Annotated in this window: 19 protein-coding genes; 1 reads left to right on the top strand and 18 read right to left on the bottom strand. The window is 53.6% G+C overall.

What is annotated here, in order from left to right; all coding sequences use genetic code 11:
• Positions 1-247 precede the first annotated feature (247 nt).
• The gene (locus LKE53_08685; GenBank protein ID MCH3972818.1) at positions 248-760 is read left to right on the top strand and encodes a hypothetical protein; all 513 of its coding nucleotides are present in this window, start codon (positions 248-250) and stop codon (positions 758-760) included.
• Between the two features lie 117 nt (positions 761-877).
• Here LKE53_08685 and LKE53_08680 read toward each other — a convergent pair whose 3' ends face one another.
• The 18 genes from LKE53_08680 to LKE53_08595 all read right to left on the bottom strand — a co-directional run bounded on the left by LKE53_08680 (position 878) and on the right by LKE53_08595 (position 19914).
• Positions 878-2083: an IS110 family transposase gene (locus tag LKE53_08680; GenBank protein ID MCH3972817.1), complete on the bottom strand. Its 1206-nt coding sequence runs from the start codon at positions 2081-2083 to the stop codon at positions 878-880.
• Between the two features lie 354 nt (positions 2084-2437).
• Positions 2438-3460 (bottom strand): ornithine cyclodeaminase family protein, encoded by a 1023-nt coding sequence (locus tag LKE53_08675; GenBank protein ID MCH3972816.1) that lies wholly within the window; start codon positions 3458-3460, stop codon positions 2438-2440.
• On the bottom strand, positions 3453-4616 hold the full coding sequence (locus LKE53_08670) for an aminotransferase (protein ID MCH3972815.1): 1164 nt from the start codon (positions 4614-4616) through the stop codon (positions 3453-3455). The genes LKE53_08675 and LKE53_08670 overlap by 8 nt, the downstream gene beginning before the upstream one ends.
• A gap of 339 nt (positions 4617-4955) precedes the next feature.
• The gene (locus tag LKE53_08665; GenBank protein ID MCH3972814.1) at positions 4956-5174 is read right to left on the bottom strand and encodes a transposon-transfer assisting family protein; all 219 of its coding nucleotides are present in this window, start codon (positions 5172-5174) and stop codon (positions 4956-4958) included.
• 1 nt (position 5175) lies between these two features.
• The gene (locus LKE53_08660; protein MCH3972813.1) at positions 5176-7629 is read right to left on the bottom strand and encodes a YodL domain-containing protein; all 2454 of its coding nucleotides are present in this window, start codon (positions 7627-7629) and stop codon (positions 5176-5178) included.
• 84 nt (positions 7630-7713) lie between these two features.
• Positions 7714-8016, bottom strand: coding sequence for an immunoglobulin (locus tag LKE53_08655; GenBank protein MCH3972812.1), 303 nt, complete (start codon positions 8014-8016; stop codon positions 7714-7716).
• A complete protein-coding gene (locus LKE53_08650; protein MCH3972811.1) occupies positions 8013-10073 on the bottom strand; it encodes a DNA topoisomerase 3 in 2061 nt (686 codons plus the stop codon). Before LKE53_08650 ends, LKE53_08655 begins: the two co-directional genes overlap by 4 nt.
• Before the next feature lie 156 nt (positions 10074-10229).
• The gene (locus LKE53_08645) at positions 10230-10760 is read right to left on the bottom strand and encodes a DUF4366 domain-containing protein (GenBank protein MCH3972810.1); all 531 of its coding nucleotides are present in this window, start codon (positions 10758-10760) and stop codon (positions 10230-10232) included.
• Positions 10761-10965: 205 nt separating this feature from the next.
• Positions 10966-11214 carry a DUF4315 family protein gene (locus LKE53_08640; GenBank protein MCH3972809.1) on the bottom strand — a complete coding sequence of 83 codons (249 nt, stop codon included), beginning with the start codon at positions 11212-11214 and terminating at the stop codon, positions 10966-10968.
• A gap of 18 nt (positions 11215-11232) precedes the next feature.
• Positions 11233-12960, bottom strand: a complete 1728-nt coding sequence (locus LKE53_08635) for an NlpC/P60 family protein (GenBank protein MCH3972808.1) — start codon at positions 12958-12960, stop codon at positions 11233-11235.
• Between the two features lie 34 nt (positions 12961-12994).
• Positions 12995-15373 carry an ATP-binding protein gene (locus LKE53_08630; GenBank protein ID MCH3972807.1) on the bottom strand — a complete coding sequence of 793 codons (2379 nt, stop codon included), beginning with the start codon at positions 15371-15373 and terminating at the stop codon, positions 12995-12997.
• Entirely contained in the window at positions 15300-15758 is a 459-nt protein-coding gene (locus LKE53_08625; GenBank protein ID MCH3972806.1) for a PrgI family protein, read from the bottom strand. The genes LKE53_08630 and LKE53_08625 overlap by 74 nt, the downstream gene beginning before the upstream one ends.
• Complete coding sequence (locus tag LKE53_08620) at positions 15759-16166, bottom strand: DUF3848 domain-containing protein (GenBank protein MCH3972805.1); 408 nt, start codon at positions 16164-16166, stop codon at positions 15759-15761. It abuts the gene before it with no gap.
• Between the two features lie 16 nt (positions 16167-16182).
• Positions 16183-17052: a CD0415/CD1112 family protein gene (locus LKE53_08615; GenBank protein ID MCH3972804.1), complete on the bottom strand. Its 870-nt coding sequence runs from the start codon at positions 17050-17052 to the stop codon at positions 16183-16185.
• 62 nt (positions 17053-17114) lie between these two features.
• Positions 17115-17330, bottom strand: a complete 216-nt coding sequence (locus tag LKE53_08610; protein ID MCH3972803.1) for a Maff2 family protein — start codon at positions 17328-17330, stop codon at positions 17115-17117.
• A gap of 41 nt (positions 17331-17371) precedes the next feature.
• Complete coding sequence (locus LKE53_08605) at positions 17372-19162, bottom strand: type IV secretory system conjugative DNA transfer family protein (protein ID MCH3972802.1); 1791 nt, start codon at positions 19160-19162, stop codon at positions 17372-17374.
• Complete coding sequence (locus LKE53_08600; GenBank protein MCH3972801.1) at positions 19159-19650, bottom strand: PcfB family protein; 492 nt, start codon at positions 19648-19650, stop codon at positions 19159-19161. The genes LKE53_08605 and LKE53_08600 overlap by 4 nt, the downstream gene beginning before the upstream one ends.
• Positions 19651-19689: 39 nt before the next feature.
• The gene (locus LKE53_08595; protein MCH3972800.1) at positions 19690-19914 is read right to left on the bottom strand and encodes a hypothetical protein; all 225 of its coding nucleotides are present in this window, start codon (positions 19912-19914) and stop codon (positions 19690-19692) included.

The raw sequence follows: 19914 nt of genomic DNA, 5'->3' as shown, positions 1-19914 counted from the left end.
GCCGCAGCACCCTTTGACTTCCTTCGCTGACCGACGAACCGAGGGCGGCGACGGTATCGGGCGTGTTGAAATCAAAGATGCTCAGAAAGTCCTCATGCTCAAAGGATTCGTCGGGTTCCAGACCGCAGCGGGACATGAGGGCGTAGGTCATGCTGACAGAGGCGGCGTTTCGGAACTGTGCTCCGATGTTGAATTCATCATATTCCTCTAAAAAGCTGCCGTCAACGGTGTGGAGGATGTCATACTGATGATCCTCCCAATACTCCTTTGCCATCTGTCCGGCGATCTGCTCCAACTGATCGGCAAGGCCCTTTTCGCCGGAAATCCCATATTCCTGCTCCAGCGCCGCCGCAACTGCGTCCTCATGCTCCGGGCGATACTGCCAAAGGTACGGCCGGCGGGAATTCTCCCTGCCGCCCGTATCGGAAATATCAAAGACGTACCGAATTCCCGGCCTGTCGCCGGAAGCGTCGATGAGGGCGATTCCCTTGCTGCCGCGCCGGACATAACGGCGCATTTTTTCGTTCCAAAGCTCATATCCGGCGCAGGCCGTCGCGTCGGGGCGCTGGGCGTAGATCATGAGTTGCTCATGGTATGGGTATTTATAGAGCCGCGCGGCGGTTTTCAGAAAATCCGTCCAGCTCTCGTGACTGGCGGTGATCTGCGTTGCCGCATGGTCGGCCATCTGTGCCAAAGCCTGCACATTACTCGGCATAGTGAAAATCCTCCTTCCAGTGTTTTGGGCAAAAAAACCTGCTAAGGAAAGTCAAGTATTTCTTAAGCAGGATCTAAATTTTTTAATTTTTCATTTATGTATAGCAAAGCAGGCCAACAGCATAAGTGCAGTTGACCAATTTGATCAATGATTAGAACAGAATTAGCTTCTGTAAACCTCCATCACACGTGCATAGTAAATACGCAAAAACTTGTTTAACGCCGCTACTTTAGCAACTTTTTTAGGCTTGCCCTCGCCCTCTTTTTTCAGCATAAAGAGATAGACAGCAGCATCCTGAGAAGGTTTTGTAGATTTAAGACATTTCATCACCTCGTAACCAGTTTTACGCAGTAGTGCAGAACCGCGCTTGGAGATTCTGCGCTGTGTGCCCGTGAAGCCGCCAGACTGAAATGGTGGAGAATCAATGCCAGCAAAAGCAACTAGAGCACTGCCACTGTGGAAGCGGCGCACGTCTCCAATTTCCGCAATAAGCCGGGGCGCTAAGACATTACCCACGCCCTTCATGTCACGCACAACGCCGTACTCCGGCAAAGTGGTTGCAAGTTCCTGCATCTGTGTTAAAATGGTTTCCAGAGTTCGGTTAATTTCCTTAAGGACTCTCACTGCTTCCAACGTTAACATTTTGATCGATGCGGCGCTTGAAGGCAAAGTAGGGATACCATCGCGGGCCATAGCATAGATCTTCTTTGCTTTGGCTTCGTTTGCATGGTATCCTTTCTTTTTTGCCCAACGGCAGTATTCACAGACAAACCGAGCCTCACTCCTTTTCGTAATGTTGTCATAGTGCCAGTATTCTTCAACAAAATCGCAGAGCTTATCTTTAGTGGGTTCCTCAGACCGCTTACCACTCAGGAGTTTCTTGATTCCTGGCATAGTTCGGTCAAGCAAATCCGTCAACGTCAGCTTGCTTTCTATTTTCATGGTAATGTAATGGGAATACTGTCTCCCGAGTATTCTTAGTTGCTCATAAATTCCTTTGGGAGCAGAATAATCAATCAGCTTAAACCAGTTGTCTATACCGAAATTTGCGATTCGCACAGAATCCAGCTTGTCGGTTTTTCCTTTGCGCAGAGATGATGAGGCGTACTTTTTCATAATAAGCGGATTGATGACACTGACAAACAGTCCTGCCTGCTTAAGACAGGCCAGCAGCGGAAGGTGATAACCTCCTGTTGCCTCCATAACAACCCTAACTTCGCCTTCCAAGGAACAAACACGGTCTACGAGTGATTTGACTTCCGACTCGGTATGGGGTATCTCATAGGGAGATGCCACTACCTCTCCATACGGCCTTAAAATGCAAACAGTGCTCTTTTCTTTTGATACATCGATACCTACGCTGGTCATTCCAAACCTCCTGAATAAGTATTTGTAATTGTTGTCCATCTGCGCTCATTGCGATTCAGTTTGGTTCGTTACGCGAAAGCCCAATAGGGTTTCAACCTGCTTAATCGAATGTTTACAATAAGGGATGGCCGGCAGTTTTTATGTCGGAGGCTATGCTCCAAGAACAGCCACGCCGAACCAATTACTCCCTCATTGTAAAAGAATAAGCGCAAATGTGAAACGCCCGTCGGCATCTTACATCTACGCTTTTTATAGTACCAAAGAACAGCCCGAAGGCTGTCCCTTTTGATAAAAAATCCGCACTAATTTAACGCTTACTTAGAAATTCTTCGCAATGTGATTAATTCGTTGCTATTACAGAGTAATCATGGTTCCTATCATTGCGGCTTCAGCCTTTCGTAAAACTTCCGCGCAACAGGCCAGGTCCTGTAGGACAATGCCAGTCGAGTCGAAAACAGTAATTTGCTCAAGATCAGTACGGCCAGGGATCTTTCCGGAAATTATATCTCCAATCTCCCCACAAATGTGTTCCGGTGTTATACTGCCATCCGAAACAGCCATTTCGCTTTCTCCCACATTCAGGCTCTGCACGCGGTCATCTGCTACCAGCATGGATTTTTTCAGCAGATCTGAGGAAAGCTCCCGCTTGCCGGTCATGTCTGCACCAAGGCAACTGATATGTGTGCCGGGTCTGATCCATTCTGCGCGTAAGAATGGGATGCGGGACGGCGTGGCTGTGATAATCACGTCGCTCTGAGCAGCCGCCTGTGCCAGATCTTCAATGGCTAAAATCTCGTGTTCCCATTTGCCTCCGGCATTGCGCAAAAGCCCGTTTACCTGCGCCCGGATGTCTGCCAGCCGGTCTTTAGCCTTATCCGGATGATGAGGATTGCTCAAAAGTATGCAATGGATGTTCGGACATACTAGCAGGGTCGCGGCTATGACATAGGGAGCCAATGAACCGGTGCCTGCCATCAATAATGTGTGCGCATCAGGTCTGGCCAGGTATTTTGCACCGATTGCCGCCGCTGCGCCGGTGCGCAACCCGGTCAAAGCGCTTGCGTTGAGCAAGGCAACGGGTGCACCCGTGCGAATATCAAACAGCATGGATGTGCCTAACAGTTCCGGCAGACCGTTTTGAGAATTCGCTTCAAACCAAGATACCAGCTTAAAGCCAAAGATTCCATCTGCGCGCAAATCCCCGGATTTGATGTCCAGATCGGCATGACCGGGATCAAATTCATGAAAGACCATCGGCCAGAGTGAACCTTCTCCAATTGTTTTTTGTCGGTATGCTTTTTCTACCGCGGCGATCGCGTCAGAAAGGTTCAGCAAAGACGACACTTCCTGCTGATTTAAAATGCGGATTTTATTCATGATGCAACTCCTTTCGCACTGCAGCTCCTTCTGCAAGCTTCTTTTCAATATAGGCATCGATCGCCTGCAGGCCGTCTTTCAACACCTGTGGGTCACAGGCATAACCGATGCGCATACAATATTCCATTTCAAAGCATTCACCCGGTGTAACAAAGGCACCAGTCTGATGGTACATCTCGTCACAGAAAATGCGGCTGGGCAAATCCAGATCGTAATAGACCAGAGCTGTCGTGCCAGCCTGCGGTTTCACATAGGATACATGCGCTTGCTGCCGTACCCAGTTGTCCAAAACGGCCAGGTTTTCCCGCACGATCCCACGGTTGCGCTCCAGTAGCCGCTCTGAGTGGCTCAAAGCAATCCCGGCGACGGCTTCATCGAACATCCCGCAGCTGATCAAGTTATAATCCCTGTGGGACAGACAGGCGCGCACGACATCCCTGTCACGCGTAGCGATCCAGCCCAAACGCAACCCGGCAAGTGAAAATACCTTGCTCATGCTGGAAACAGAAATCCCTTTTTCGTAAAGATCTACGATGGATTCACACCAACCGTCTGCCTGAGTAAGATGCCGGTACACTTCATCGCACAGCACCCAGGCATCTGCTGCGCGTGCGATTTCCACGATCTGTTGAAGCAGCTCACGGCTCATCAGCGCTCCGGTTGGATTGTTCGGATTGTTAATGCAGATCATTTTGGTGCCGGGAGTGACCAGACGGCGCAATTCTTCAAGGTCAGGGAGATACCCGTTTTCCGCTTTCAAATGCAACAGTTGAACATTTGCTTGAAAAGATTCCGGGATGGAGTAGAGTTGTTGATAGGTCGGCATGATACTGACAATGCGATCGCCTGTTTCCAGCATTGAACAGAAAACATGATGGTTTGCACCGGAAGCGCCATGTGTTGGCACAATGTTTTCGGGATGAATCGTTTTATAAAGTCCGCATACCCCCTGCCGGAACAAGGGCGCACCTTCGATATCACCATAGGTCAGCCGCTTGGCACAGAACTGTTGCAGAAATGCCGCCTTGTCCTCGCCGGTCAGAGAGAACAGTTCATCCAAGGATACAGAATCCACGCAGGTTTCAGCAATGTTGAAGCGCGCATCCGCTTCATAGGCGTTCATCCACTCTTCCACTTTGAACGGTTTGATTTGCATATCGTTCCTCCTTTTGAACCTAATAAAAAGGATACTCAAAGCTTCGCCTTATAACATACCTTTCGGTATGCCGTACCTACGGCAAAGCTTTGAGTACCCTTAATATCCCACCCGGTGGTGAGAATAGGTTCTATTAATTTAATATAAAGATATCATACAATTAGCAAAGATACAAGCTTTTTTCTATTGATTAAAAAGCTCACAAATTGAAAAGTTTTCTGTAAGAAGCCTATAACATTCCAGCTAACGCTCAATTAAATTATAAATAATATACAGCTTAAATCACCATTGTTAAGTATAACCCTTATTCTGAGAAATGTCACCAAAGATTTAAGGCTGTTACTCAGACTCTGCGTCAAAATCCGGCAACAGGTCGAGCGCGGCATACTCCACATCACTCATATTTCGAAGCTTTCCCAGCGCGGAATCTGTCAGGGCCAGAAGTTCCGTTTCCGCCGCGCCGAGATAGCCGCGCATCTGCGTCAGTTCCGCAATCAGGCCCTCCCGCGTCCCGGTATTGTAAATGCACATCAGGTTGATTTCATCGTTGGTAAACATATTATCTCTCCATTTCCGCGCCTCTGTCGGGCGCTGCTTTTTTATGTTCCCGGCTGACCGGCTGATTTCTGAGCTGCTCCACAACGGATTTCTTCTTTTCGTCGTTTTCCCTCCGCGACGCCTCGGCAAGATCCAGAAGGGAAATCGGCTGGCCTGACTTGGCCTGCTGCTCCAGCTCCGCAACGGTTGGATTTTTTCCGTTGTCGATGATGCCGTCGATCATGTCGTAATCGTCCTCCATCGACATTTCCGCGTTTTTCAGGTAGTTTTCCGGTTTCAGGAAAGCCGGGATCTCCTTGAAACCGAAGCTGTCCACGTAATGACAGGATACAACACCGTTCTGTTTGAGCGCAACGATGTCGCTGACGGACAGGCTCGGCCTGTGATAGTCGGCGGGATGATCGTTGTTGAATCTGTCCCACAAAACGGCCAGTTTTTCATCCGTAATGCCGGTATCGGTAAGCGGGGCGGTATAGGCAAGATCATAGTTGCCGTGATCCACGGAAACGCCCTTGGATTCCAGCCAACTGAGCGGCTCAAACCGGATGTCGCGCAACTCGTCGCCGCCCTTCACCTGATAGATGGCGAAAGCGTCCTGAGAGGTGTTTAAAAAAGCGGCTTCCCGCTGTTCCTGATGTTTCATCCGGTCCTCTATAGCTGCGGAAAACTCCCGGTTTTCCTCCCATTCCTCGCGGCTCACGGCGAACAGGCCGCTATGGGCCTGAATCTCATCCGGGTCGAACGCCATGCTTGCGCCGCCGTCCTCGATCATGTAAACAGTGAGGTCCTGCTCAAAAAGCTCCAGCGCCCGGTCTTTGGAGAGCGGCAGCAAATCGCCATCCAGATACCCACAGGCTTCCAGATCGGCCACGGTCAGGTCCGAATCCGGCATGGGGTATTCGTCGAGCGCCAGCTCTGGTGCGTCCGGCAGCATACCGGCTTCTTTTGAAGATGTAGGGGCATCTTGTGCCTCCGGCACGGGATTCTGATGATCCCCCATGCTCAAATTATTTTTGCGGATATATTCCTGTACGTCCTGTTCATGCACGGCGGCAATATCCCGAAGAATGTCAAGCGGCACCTTTTCCGAGGTTTCGGGAGCCAGATTTTCAAGGACAAGTGCCTGTTGATACGCGGTCTGGATGGAACTGACGCCCTCGTCGGCAAATCCGCTTGCCGTTTCCCGCAGACTTCCCTTATCGTAAAGGGTGTAGCCGTACCCGTCCTCGTTTTCCTTCAAATAGAGGTATGCGGCGTTATCCAGCAAATATATCGCCTCGGTTTCCCTCGGCGGGTAGATCTTTTCGATTTCATCCAGCCGCCGCAGAAGCTCATCCGGGGACGCTGCGCCCTCAACCTTGGCAGCATTGAAAATGGCCGCACGGGTGTCTTTTCCGTAACCGCTTTTCAAATCTCCCACGGTAGCCGGGACTTCTTCCTCGATGGAATTCAAAGGAAACGGCGGCTCCATCACGGAGGCCGTGTACTGATATACGTCCCCGGCAAACTGCTCCAGAACGGGATCATACTCTTTTAAGACCTCGCGGAAGTTCCGGTCAATGTCGGTGATAAGGCCGGAAGCGGTTTTATTGATCGTTTCCAGAGAGGCTCGCAGCTCCGGCAATTCCTTGTCGCGGCTCCATGAAGCGATATAGCCGAAGCTGTTTTCGCCGGTCTGAATGCCGTAATACTGGCAGACGGCATAGGAAACGCTCTCGGCCTCCACTTCCTCAGTATGCCGGTCTTTCGGCTTGGGCGGTTCGGCGGTTTCATCACTCTTGGCGGCGGCAAGGCGAGCCTGTTCATAGTTATGCAGCGTGGCGTGAGTGATTTCGTGGACGGCGGCGGAGACGGTCTGTACCTCGCTCATGCCGGACCGGATGGCGATACGCTGGTCTTTTTCACTGAAATAGCCGTCCGTGTTCGGCTCCATCGTTTCAAAAGCAAACGGGACGGGGGACGAGCGCCGCAGCGCCTCCATGAAAATCTCATACTGCTTCACATTTCCCGTGAGATCGTTGGCCAACATCGGCAGCGGTTTTCCCTCGGTCTGCGACACGTCAAAAACGGAAACTACTTTATACATGGGTATTTTGATTTCCTTTTCCTCCATGATGATGTTGCCGTCCGCGTCCCGCATGGGAATTCTGGTATCGGGGTCGAGTTTTTCTTCCTCGATTTTCTTTTTGAACGGAGTCGGCGCGATAATTTTGATTCCCTTTTCGCCCCGCATCACATTCCGGCTGAGCTGATCGCGCCATTTATTAAACCCGGCGACAAGAGTGGCGTCAGGCTTCTGCATGTAGATGAGCATGGTATTGTTGACGGAATAACGGTGGAACCGGGACATGGTACGGAGGTACTGCGCGTATCGGTCGCTCTGAAACAGGTTTTGGATGCCCTGTTCGATGCTGTCGGTGATTTCTTTCAGCCGTTCCTTGTTTTCTTCGGGCATAGTTTTGCTCCTTTCACAGCTCATAGAATTAAAAAAAGTGCGCCCCCGCACAGGCCGGGATAAACCTATGCGGGAGCGCGCTCATTATTTATTTTCGGAGCGTATGCTCCTGTCGGGAGGGCGTATTTTCGCTGTTTTGGCCCGTAAACTGTCGACTTCGCGCCGCCGGTCGCTGTACGGTTCCCGGACGGAAACACAGCGTTTGGGGACAAGATAGCTGACGGCCCCGCGATGCTCCGGGCGTTCCAGCTTTACCTTGTCGGGGTATTTTCCCGAGAGGCGTTTGAGCTTTTGAATGAGTTTCTTATTGTGCGTATAGACGCTGGCCGTCGTTTCTTCCTCGTTGTAGCAGATGATCGTCTCCCGCTCATATTTGGTAAGTTTCATGATCCGCCACGCTTTTTCGTCCCCGAATCAAATTCCAACTTGAAATTGACGCGCTCCCCGGTGTCCTCCAAAATCACCGTAGCGTCGTAAGTCTTGCCGGTTTTTTCGGAATAACAGCCGGTGAGCCTTACGCGCCCGTCCTTCAGGAGCGCGGCGGCGACGGATTTTGTCAGCGTCTTTTTCTTGGCGGCGAAAAACCGGTTGTCTTTCCAAAGCCCGAATCGGCAACCGTCGTTTTCACAGAAAAAGCCTTTCTTGCTTTCGGTTACGCTGCCGTCGCAGCGGGGACATCTGCCGACCATCTCACGTCCGGAGGGAAACAGGACCTCCGCGCCCTTGACCGGCGTGTATGTTTTTATCAACTCACGTAGCATGGAAGAAATCCCGTTCATAAAAGCGTCCGGTTCCAGTTTTCCGCGCTCCACCTGTTTGAGCCGATTTTCCCATTCGGCGGTCAGCAGCGGGGATTGAAGCTGTTCCGGCAGAACGGTAACAAGCGATACGCCGACCTGTGACGGGATGAGGTTGACGGTTTTCTTGGCCTTTTTCCGTTCCACGAATCCGGTAGTAACGAGCTTTTCCAGAATGGCCGCGCGTGTGGCGGGGGTGCCCAAACCTTTTCTTTCCGCATCATCAGGCATCTCTTTCGCACCCGCCGTCTCCATCGCGGAAAGGATGGTATCCTCCGTATAGTGCTTGGGCGGCGAGCTTTTGCCCTCTTTGATGGAAACAGAGGGAACAGCGATGTCCTGCCCCTCTGCCAGTTCCGGCAAAGGCTTGTCGGCCTGTTCCTGCAAATAGGTTTTCCAGCCGGAAACGAGGATCGTCTTGCCCTTGGCGACAAAGCCATACCCGGCGCAGTCCAGAGTGACGGCGGTTTCGGCGTATTGGTGCGGCTCACTGACAGCGCAGAGAAGCTGCCGGGAAACAAGCCGTAGGATTTCATGCTCCCCGGCAGGCAGCGCGGAAACATCCGCTTTGCCCGCGACGGAGGTGGGAACGACGGCGTGATGGTCGCTGACCTTCGCGCTGTCACAGACGTGACCGGCGTTGAGGCTTTCGGGCGCGTCAGCGCCGCAAATACCAGCGGCGACGGAAACAAGTGCCGGGACGGTTCCTTCCATATCGTCGGTCAGGAACCGGCTGTCGGTGCGGGGGTAGGTACAGAGCTTCTTTTCATAGAGCGATTGCAGATAGTCGAGCGTCTGCTGAGCCGTATATTCTAAAATTCGGTTGGCGTCGCGCTGGAGGGTGGTCAGGTCATAGAGCGCGGGAGCCTTTTCGGATTTTTCTTTCCGATTCACGGCCCTGACGGTAACCGTTTTGCCTTTGCAGGCGGCGGCAACGGCCTCGGCCTCCGGCTTTGCTTTCAGCTTATCGCCGGTTGCGGTGAAACCGCCGCAATCGAGATTGACCGTATAAAACGGTTCCGGCTGAAACGCGGAAATCTCCGCTTCCCGCTGCACGATGAGCGCCAGCGTCGGAGACATGACGCGCCCGACGTTAAGAGTGCGGTGATATAAAACCGAAAACAGGCGCGTCGCGTTAATGCCCACCAGCCAGTCGGCCTTGGATCGGCAGAGCGCGGACTGATGCAGACCGTCGTAATCCCGGCCTGTTTTTAGATTGGTAAAGCCCTGACGGATGGCCTCGTCCTCCATCGAGGAAATCCAGAGCCGTTTCATTGGTTTGGAGCAGCCGGACATGTCGTACACGGTGCGGAAGATCAGCTCACCCTCACGCCCGGCGTCGCAGGCGTTGACGACTTCATCCACATCGTCGCGGCGCATCAGGGCGCGGAGAATAGCAAACTGCTTTTGTTTGTCCCCGCTTACGGTGAACCGCCAGTTATCCGGTAAGATGGGTAGGTCCTCGCGCCGCCATTTGACGTATTTTTCATCATAGGCGTCGGCACTTGCCAGTTCCGCGAGATGACCGAGACACCATGAAACGAGGTAGCCGCCGCCCTCTAAATACCCGTCACCGCGCTGCTTCGCGCCGATCACGGCGGCGATACTTTGGGCAACCGATGGCTTTTCACTGATTACAAGCCGCATTTTCAATCTCCTTTCGTTTCGGCGTGATGATAAGGTCGCGATAACAGTCGCGGGGATGGTCAGGACGGCCTTTCAGCGGGGCGGGAGGCCGTTCCTCCCGCCTGTATTGCGGTTTCTGTACCATCATCCGCTCGAAAGGGCTGTCGGTGAAAAAGGTCATTCGTCCTCACGCTCCGTTTCACCGTCGGATGATTCGGAACCGTCTTTTTGCGTTGCTTCCTCGTCAGGAGCTTTCGGTTCATCATCCGGCTCAGATTCCTCATCCCCGTCCTCGGTGTAGTCATAATCGTCCGGGTCGGGCCTGCTTTTGTCCTTTTTACCCGGCTTACGGAATTTGAAGAACCAGACCGCCGCGCCGACGAGAACGGCCGCAAGCACGACAACCGCCGCAATTCCGGCGCTGCTGTCCTGCTTTTCCGGCCGGGAAACGGATGAAGCTGTGGGCGTTGATGCGGTCGGCGCGGAGGATGTTTCCGGTGTGGAAGCGGTCTTAGACGAGGAAGAACCGGAAACATCCTCGTTGTCGCTCTTTGCCAGCGCAAGCAGATCCTTGTCTGTAACGGCGTCGAGAAAATAGACATTCTCGGCGTTTTTCTGCCGGTCGATAATCAGATAAAAGACGTGCTTGCTCGGCGTGGTGACGGTGAAAAACTCCTTGCCGTCCTCGTTGGTCACGTTGTCGATCACCGTCCCGGTCCCGTCCGGCGTCAGAGGTTTGAGAGATGTTTCAGACGACGTTGCGGACGACGCCGACGACGAAGCGGTGCCGCTCTGCGCGGCGCTGGAACTGCTCAAAGTCGGAGAGGTCGCCCCTGTGCTGTAGGCGAGGGCATTGACGGAAAAAGCCGCCGTACAGGACACGGCGGCTATCAGGCAGACCAATACGCGGATTTTAGATTTCTTCATGAATATTTTCCTCCTGTTTGTTCTGATCGGATACGGGCCGGTTCTCGCGGGGCGCTTTCATGAGCGCGGCCAGTTCCTCCGCCGTCATGCCCATGCCCCGAACAAGGCCGACAATATCGAGATTTTCCAGCTCCCGGCGCTGCTTTTCCAGTTCCTTCTGCCGATCTTGCAGCGCGGAGATTTTCGCCACGTTTTTTTCATACTCAGCGTCGATTTTCTTGAATTTCGGATTCACAGTAATTCCTCCAATCTGTTATGGGTTCGGTAAACGCCCAAACGTGTAAAAATGGCTCTGCCAGTAGCTTGTGTCGAGGTTCGAGTAGCCGATGGGGTCCCCAGCCGCGAGCATCATGCCGTTGCCGACGTAGATGCCCACATGGGACACGCCGTCGGTGTCGTAGGTGTGTTCAAAGAAAACAAGGTCGCCCGGTTTGGCGTCGGATGGAGAAACCGGAGTGCAGATGTTGCAGAGACCCTGCGCCCCCAGCCGTCCCACGTTCCATCCGCTGTGATTGATCACCCACGACACGTAGCCGGAACAGTCAAATGAGGTTTTCGGGCTGTTGCCGCCCCAAACGTAAGGATAGCCGATGTATTTTTTCGCCTCCGTCATCATGGCGGCGAACCGCGCGTCCGTCATTTCCTCCGGGGGAATGTCGTACTCCGTTGGCTTTTTGACAGTGGATGCGTTCGGGTAGGCCGACGAGGGAAACAGATCTGGCCGGTTGCCGAGAGTGGACATGTACATCGAGTACACGCCGACCTGGTCTTCGTTCATAATGGAAATGGGAAGATGGGACAAATCCTCGTTGTGGAGCTTCACATTGCAGATGGTGTAGGCATAGGGAACCTGCCGGGTTTCGGTGTGGGTCGTACCGTCCGGGTCCGTCACCGTATCCGTTTCCGTGCGGGTTCTGGTTTCCGCCTCCACAGTCTGCGTCAGTTGGTATTCTTTTGAGAACAGCACGGAAAGCGTGTCCCGGACTTCATCCAGCGTCCATTCGCCGCCGTGCCACGCGGTCAGGATGGAAATCAGCACATAGGGATCGTGGCCGATTTTATCGAGACTGTAATGATATTCATTATAGCCGGGGTGCTGCTCCTGATAATGGTCGATCTCGTTTTGAAGGTCCGCTTCCTTTTGGGCGTAAGCGGCTTCCGCACCGAGCATGGCGTCGTCCGTGGAAGGATAGGTGGACATGGTAACGCCGGACAGCGCCCCTTCCAGCAGAACCGAACTGGAGGATAGGACATTCAGAAGCAAGACCAGCACCAGAAAGACGCCTGCGGCGATCAGAAAACCGTTCCGGTGTCGTGCGACAAAAGCCGCCGCCCGCTTGCTCTCCCGCGCCGCCGTCTTTCCCACTTTTGCGGTGTTTTCGGCGGCTTTTCCGGCGGAACCCGTGAACTGCCCAGCCCGTTTCGCGGCGGCATACTGCTTTTTGACGGCCCGCTTCTGCCGCCAATGGGCCAAAGAATTGCCGGAGGGCTGCGGATTGTCCCGCCCGGCCTTTTTCTGCAAATAACCGAGGTTGGCGCGGTCAAGCCGCTTTTCCGCTTTGGCCGATTTTCGGTAAGGTTTCAGCTTGTGGGAACGGTGGGCACTGCGAACCAAACGCCCGCCCGTCTCGGCGGCTTCCTCACTTTTGTGCGCGGCCTCCACGCCCACATTTTCGTCCTCGGACTGCCGGATTTCCCGGTGAAACCGCATCAAAACAGCGTTTCCGGGTGCGTCCCGAACGGCATGGGTGAGTTTCGACGGCTTCTTTTTGTCCGCTTCCTCAAAATATAAGCGCCCCTTCGTTTTACCCGTAGGTTTATCAAAGGTGCGCTGCTTGCGAAGGACTTTCTTTTTCGGTATTTTTGCCTGTGCGCGGTCAGCTTTTACCGCCGCTTTCTGCGTCCTGTGGACAGATTTTTTTAATACAGGGTCGGTCCGTTCATCATCCGTGAATTGCAGGCGGGGCGCTCGTTTTTCCATCGCCGTCACCTCCTATCCCGCAGGAAATGGGCGCTCATGTTGCTGCCACTTCCTGCGGCTTGGTAGTCATGATGCGGTACAGCTCCGTGTCCTTCGGAAAATGATCCACAAACGGCAGAATGACGTTGCCGTAAAACAGCAGCCCTTCGCCCTCGCCGGAATGGGTGACGTAAGAAAGCTGGTGCGGCGAAATGCCGAGCTGTTTGGCAAGAATCTGGCGGTCGCCGGAAGCCTGATTGAGCATGTAAATGTAATCTGAATTTTCAAAGATGTTCTCAATTTCGCGGGAAGAAAGCAAGTCTTTGATGTTCTGTGTGATCCCGGTTGGAATGCCGCCCCACTTGCGGAACCGCTTCCAAATCTCCACGGAATAGGCTGCGGTCTGTTCTTCTTTTAAGAGCAGATGGAACTCGTCAATATAGTAGCGGGTGGATTTTCCCACGGCGCGGTTGACGGTAACGCGGTTCCAGACCTGATCCTGCACGATGAGCATCCCGATTTTTTTGAGCTGTTTGCCCAGCTCCCGGATGTCGTAGCTGACGACGCGGTTTCTCACATTGACGGTCGTGCGGTGGTTGAACACGTTGAGGGAGCCGGTGACGTAGATTTCCAGCGCCGTGGCAACGTACTGCGCTTCCTTTTCGCCCTGCCGCCGCAGCTCGCTGTACAAATCCTCCAGAATAGGCATGTTTTCCGGGCGCGGGTCACTGAGGTAATCCCGGTACACCAGCCTCACGCAGCGGTCGATGACCGTCTTTTCCACCGGCTGCAGGCCCTCTTTGCCGCCGACGATCAGCTCGCAGAGTGACAGGATGAAATCGGACTTGAGCGACAGAGGGTTTTCTTCCTCGGAATAGTTGAGGTTGATGTCCATCGGGTTGATATAATCAGCAGACGTGGGCGATATTTTGATGATTTGCCCGTGCAGGCGTTCGATCAGCGGGCCGTATTCGGCCTCCGGGTCGCAGACGATGATGTCATCGTTTGTGACGAGAAATACGTTGACGATTTCGCGCTTGGCAGCAAAGGACTTGCCCGCGCCCGGTGTGCCGAGAATCAAGCCGTTCGGGTTTTTCAGCAGCTTCCGATCCACCATGATGAGGTTGTTGGAGAGCGCGTTCAGCCCGCAGTACAGCGCCTCGCGCCCGGTCTGGAACAGCTCCTGCGTGGTAAAGGGAATAAAAATAGCGGTGCTCGACGTGGTCAGGCCCCGCTGAATCTCTACTTGGTTGTACCCAAGCGGAAGCGAGGACATCAGCCCTTCCTCCTGCCGGAAGTCAAGGCGGGTCAGCGCACAGTTGTATTTCTGCGCGAGGGAACTTGCCTGAAACACGTTGTTGTCCAGCCGCTGCCGGTTCTCGGCCACGTTGAGAACGAGAAAAGTCACGAGGAACATGCGCTCGTTGCGGCTCTGCAAATCCTGCAACAACTTCTTCGCTTCCTCGCCGTAGGTAGCGAGGTCGGAGGGGATGATGTCCATGTCGTACCCGGAACGGATGGCTTTTTTCTGCTCCTGAATCTTCATGGAATCCAAATCTGTGATTTTTCGTTTCACCGTCTTGATGGCGTTCACCTGGTCGATGGATTGGATGTGCATGGTGACGATGAGACTGGATTCCATATCGAGAAAATCAGCCAGCATCCGGTCGTTTAGCTCCGGCGCGAGAATTTGCAGGAACGATACCGCCCCAACCTGATGCCCCATACCGAACATGCTGCCGCTTTTGAACTCAAACGAGCTGGGGGAGATGAAATCTTTGACGGACAGGCCGGAAGGGGCCAGCCAGTCCCACGAAAAACGGAACGGCTCCGGCGCATCCATATGGAAGATGTCGTGCAGAAGTCGCAGACGGTCGGCACCGTTCAGAGATGCGGCTGTTACGCCGAGATGTTTGAAGTTATTGAGAATATCGATCTCGACGCGTTCCAGCCGGGGTTTGGCCGCTTTCAGGCTGTCCGCCTCGATACCGAAGGTCAGGTACTTGGTTTTGATGAGGCCGTTGTTGCCTTTGGCAAGCTGATTCCGGAGCATATCCGTGTACTCCGAGCGCAGGCTGTCGAAATCGTCGCCCTGCGGCGGGATAGTGACGCTTCTCGCAAAGCTGTCCCGCGTCGCGGAGAGATTCAGGAACGAGAGCTGAAATTTAATGGAGCTGTCGAAATAGTTGAGAAAATCGCACCAGCCCTCGAAAATGGCGGTTTTGTCCTCGTTCTGGTTGAGCTGATAGTTGATGTCCTGAAACTGAACGGTTTTCGTGTAATAGCTGTCGGTTACGCGGCAGATGCCATCCGGGAACATCCGCTGAAACGGAATGCTGTCCTGCGCCGACTGCTTTTTCTTATCGGTCTGCCGAGCTCTTGCGACAGCGGCTTCGATCTGACGCCTCTCGGCGCGGGACAATGACCGATTCATGGCCGGTTTTTGCTTTTTTACCGACAATCCGATACACCTCCTTGTCGAGTTTACTTTGCCGCGCGAGCACGGCGTAAAAATTGTTGGTCTGATACGGGCGCTGCTTTGGCCGGAGAAACAGCACCCGGGCAATGTTGCGGACGATTTTTTCCATCGGCAGGCCGTTTTTCTCATACACCGCCGTCAGGAAAAACGGCAGCATGACGAGAACCATGCAGAGAGAAGCGGCTCCGGCACTGAACCCCGCAGGCCCCTTGAGCAAAAAGAAAAGCGGTACGCCCACAAGCGCGCCGCCGCTGAAACAGACAAGCTGCCGTTTTGTTAAATTGAGCAGAACCTTCGTTTTCACGGCGGTCAGGTCCTTGGGGACGGGAACATAAGCCATTTATCGCGCCTCCTGTTCTTTTGTCGGGCGCGCGGCTTTCCCGGCAGTCTCAGCGGTATGATGAAGCTGTTCCAGAATGGACGGCTTTTCCTTCCGTTCGTAGTCCCTGATCGCGTCCTGCTTGTCGAACACCTCGTCGAGCGCGAAGCTGAAATCGCTCAGATCTTCCGTGCGTTCCAGCCACTTGTCCGCGACAACCTGTAAAGGGTTCTCAAACAGGAGAAGATAGTCGATTTCCTCCGGTTCAAAGCCGTGGCTTTCGGTCAGATAATAATGGGCGTCCTTAATCGCGGTGATCTCGCGGGAGCCGTCGATCAGCTTTGCCTTATCGCTGGATTCCCACGTTTTCCGAAAATCTTCAAGGTTGGCGTCCAGCCGGTCAAAAAGCTCCTGTAATTTGTCCTGCATTGAAATATCACCTCCGTCAATGCGCGTTAAAAATTGATTTTGCGAGGCTTCCGGTCTTGAAGAGCGTAAAACACAGCAGCACCGTATAGCCCATGCAAGTCCAGATTGCCTTGCTGACGTCCGTGCTCACGCTGATGCTTTTTACCAAAACGGCGTAAATCGCCACGCAGACGATGATGAGAAAGCCCTGAAATCCCAGTGCGAACAGGGAGCGCAGATAGTTTTGGCCCATGCCGCCCGATTCCCGGTTCAGCATCGTCGCCATCGGGATCGGCGCGATGGAAGTGGCTAAATAGATCTCGATCATCCTCCCGTACACGATGATGAAAATGCAGATCGTGAGCGCCCACATGGTAAAGCCCACAAAAATGCTCTGAAACCACAAGCCGAACAGGGGACCGAGATCCATTGCCATGAGCCGCGTCTGAAGGTTCGCCGTGACGGAACTGATGTCGATGGACGTATCGGAAACGATGATTCCCGCCGCACTGTTGACTACGCTCTGTGCCACGTCGAACACGCCCATGACGATGTTCCATGTGTTGGTCACGATGAGGATGGCGCAGGCCGTTTTGAAAATCCAACGGAAGAAAACGGCGCTTTCGATGTCGTGAAAATTGTTTTTGTCGGTGATGATCTGAATCAGCTCCAGTGTCATGACGAACGCGAGAATGAGGCCCGCGATGGGCATCATAACATTTTCAGACAGGGTGTGAATCATGTTGTAAATGCCGGTGTTCCATGCCTGCGGCGTCGTCCCTACCTGAGAGGCGATCTGCCCGACCTGACTGTTCACGTTGTCGAACATGCCCGACAGGTTGTTCATGATGCCGCCGACCAGTATTTCTTTCAGCCATTCGGTAATCTGCTGCTTGATGAAATCCAAGCGGCATCACCTCCTTTCCCGCGCCCCCGTGAATGGGGGCGCGGAGTGTTTTCGCGTCGGCATTAGCCGAAAAGGTTGGAGAGCAGCGGAACCAGCGTAATGCCGATCAGGGCCACGCCGCCGCCCGCCATGAGCTGTTTAATGCCTTGCGATTTTGCTCCCGGATTATCGTTGCCGTAACCTTCCAGAAGGTTAATCGCGCCCCAAATGGCAAGGCCCGCGCCGAGGGCGATTACGAGGGTCTGGAGAACGCCGATTGCGGAATGAAAGAAACTCATAATACTACCTCCAATTTAGATTTTGAATATGAAAAAAGCCGCTATTTTGCGGCTTTGGGGTCCCCGGAGAGGTCAACGAAATATGTGCTGAACACATCGTCCGGTTTCGGTTTTAATTTGGTGGACAGGAATTTTTCGATAGGAAAAGCGTTGCGGTGGTCATAGTCAGACAGGTACTTGTAATTTGGGTGCTTTGTGATGTCGTACTTGTCCGAAAGGAAGGGGCGAACGCCGCGAAGCTGGAGAATGCACTTGCCGCCGTCGAGGATAGACAGCTCATCGACCGAAGCTAAATCCTTCCCCAATTTCTGATAATTGAGGCTGTGAGAAACCTCGCGGCCCCGGCTTTCGCCGGTGTTATAGGTGTCGATCGTCTCTTTTCCAAGCGATTCCGTCAGTTCCTTCAAGGTCGTGCGTTCCTTACCGCCGAGGAAGATGGCGCTGTCGCAGTTGCCGATGATCGTGTCGGCGTTGTCTTTGTACAGAGCCTTGAGCTGGCTCTGCGCCTGCAAAACAAGGCAGGCCGAGATCTCACGGCTGCGGATGGTGGCAATCAGCTTCTCAAACTTGGGGATCTGTCCGATGTTGGCAAATTCGTCAAGCAGGCACCGGACGTGGACAGGCAAGCGCCCGCCGTACACGTCGTCGGCCTTTTCGCACAGCAGATTGAAAAGCTGCGTATAGGCCATCGAAACTAAAAAATTAAAGGTGTCGTCCGTATCTGAAATGATGATGAACAGGGCGGTTTTTCGGTCGCCCAGCGTGTCCAGCTCCAACTCGTCATAGGCCGTCAGGTCACGAAGCTCCTGAATGTCGAAGGGGGCCATTCTTGCGCCGCAGGAAATAAGGATTGATTTTGCTGTCTTGCCCGCCGCCAACTTGTACTTTTTATATTGCCGGACGGCGAAGTGGTTTGGATTTTCCTTTTCCAGCGCCTCAAACATGAGATCCACGGGATTCTTGAATTCCTCATCATCTTCTCGGACCTCCGAGGCGTTGATGAATTCGATCAGTGTGGCGAAATTCTGTTCCTCGACCGGGGCCTCGTAATGGATGTAGCCGATGAGAGCCGTGTAAAAGAGGGTCTCTGCCTTTTCCCAGAAGTCATCTCCGGATTTGCCGTTTCCTTTGGTGTTGGCAATCAGCGCCGTGACCAGCTTCAAAATGTCTTTTTCTGAGTGAATGTACGCGAAGGGATTGTAACGCATCGACTTTTTGAAGTTGATGGTATTGAGAATTTTGATACGGTAGCCCCTGCGCCGCAGGAGATTTCCGCACTCCACGACGATGCTGCCCTTCGGGTCTGTGACCACGAAGCTCGTCGGATAATCTTTGGAATCGCACTGCATCAGGTTCGGCTTGATGAAAAACCGCGTCTTGCCGGAACCGGAACCGCCGACGACCAGAACGTTTTTGTTCCGGGATGTTTTGGGGTCCTTCGGACGGCTGTTCATGGTGAGCCGTTCCGTCTGCGTGAGAATGACGTTGTTTTCAAAAACCGGGTCGATATACGGCCTGATGTCCTCGGCCTTGCCCCAGCGGGCCGAGCCGTATTCCACGTTTTTGCGGAATTTCTTGGCGTTCCGGCCCTTGACGTAAACCGCCAGCCGGAGCGCGGCGGCGAGAAGAACACCCACGCCGAGGTCGGCTGGATGGAAGCTTGGCAGCGGAGAGACAAACGCGGCGGTGAGGCCGTCCATCAGGTGCAGGAGCTTTCCGGAAGCGTCCGCGCCTGCGGCCAGCCGCCACGCCTGTCCGAACTTGGTGGCAAACAGAGCGACAAACAGGTACGGAAGGTTCATCAGAAGCAACTTTTTTGTTTTCTCACTCATCGCGCTCGCTCCTGTTCCTTATGCCTCACCCGGTCAACGGTATTCGCCTTGACCAGATCCTTAAACTGCCGGAGCCGCGAGAGAACGGAGGGCCTTTTCGCCCGGTTCACCGTTTTCGCCGTAAACTCGGTGAAAGCGGCGGTGAGGGCGTCGGCGTCTCGCGCCTTGAAAAAGACGAGATATTTCGGCGGCGAAACGCTGCGGTCCTTTTTGACGGCGTAGTCCACGCCGTATTTCCGCGCCACGCGGTCAAAGGATTTGATGTTACTGTCGGTGATTTCCATATTGGAAACGCCCACGTTCTGCCCGACGAGCTGCTTGACCGTCTGCCTGCCGCGCGGAACCACGGGACCGGCGCGGGCCTTCGCGTTTTTCTTCTCCTTCCGGTGGGCCAGATATTTGGCAATCACCGCTTTGAGCACCCGGCCCGTGAGCTTCGCGCCGCTGATGACGAGCGTCACGGAACGGTTTTCAATTTCTTCCTGCAAACAAATCACCTCCATCTGTCATGAGGAAACCGCCCTCCGTCACCGTTCGTCGTGAGAGGGCGGCTTTTTCTTTGCCGGAGCCGGTTTCCCATCGGACCGGCTGTCCGACCTTTTTTCTTCGCTCTTTTTCAAAAATGGGGTGAGGACGGTTTCCTTGCTGTCAATGTACATTTCCTCGGTTTTCTGCTGCGCCTGCTGGAGCTTTGAGATAGCGTCGGTCACGTCGTTAAACAGCGAGTGGTACATTTTCTGATAGTCCGGCAC

It is taken from the genome of Oscillospiraceae bacterium (assembly GCA_022483045.1).
Taxonomy (GTDB): Bacteria; Bacillota; Clostridia; order Oscillospirales; family Acutalibacteraceae; genus Caproicibacterium.
Note: the sequence above shows the minus strand (reverse complement) of the source record. Positions and strands in the feature narration are given on the sequence as shown.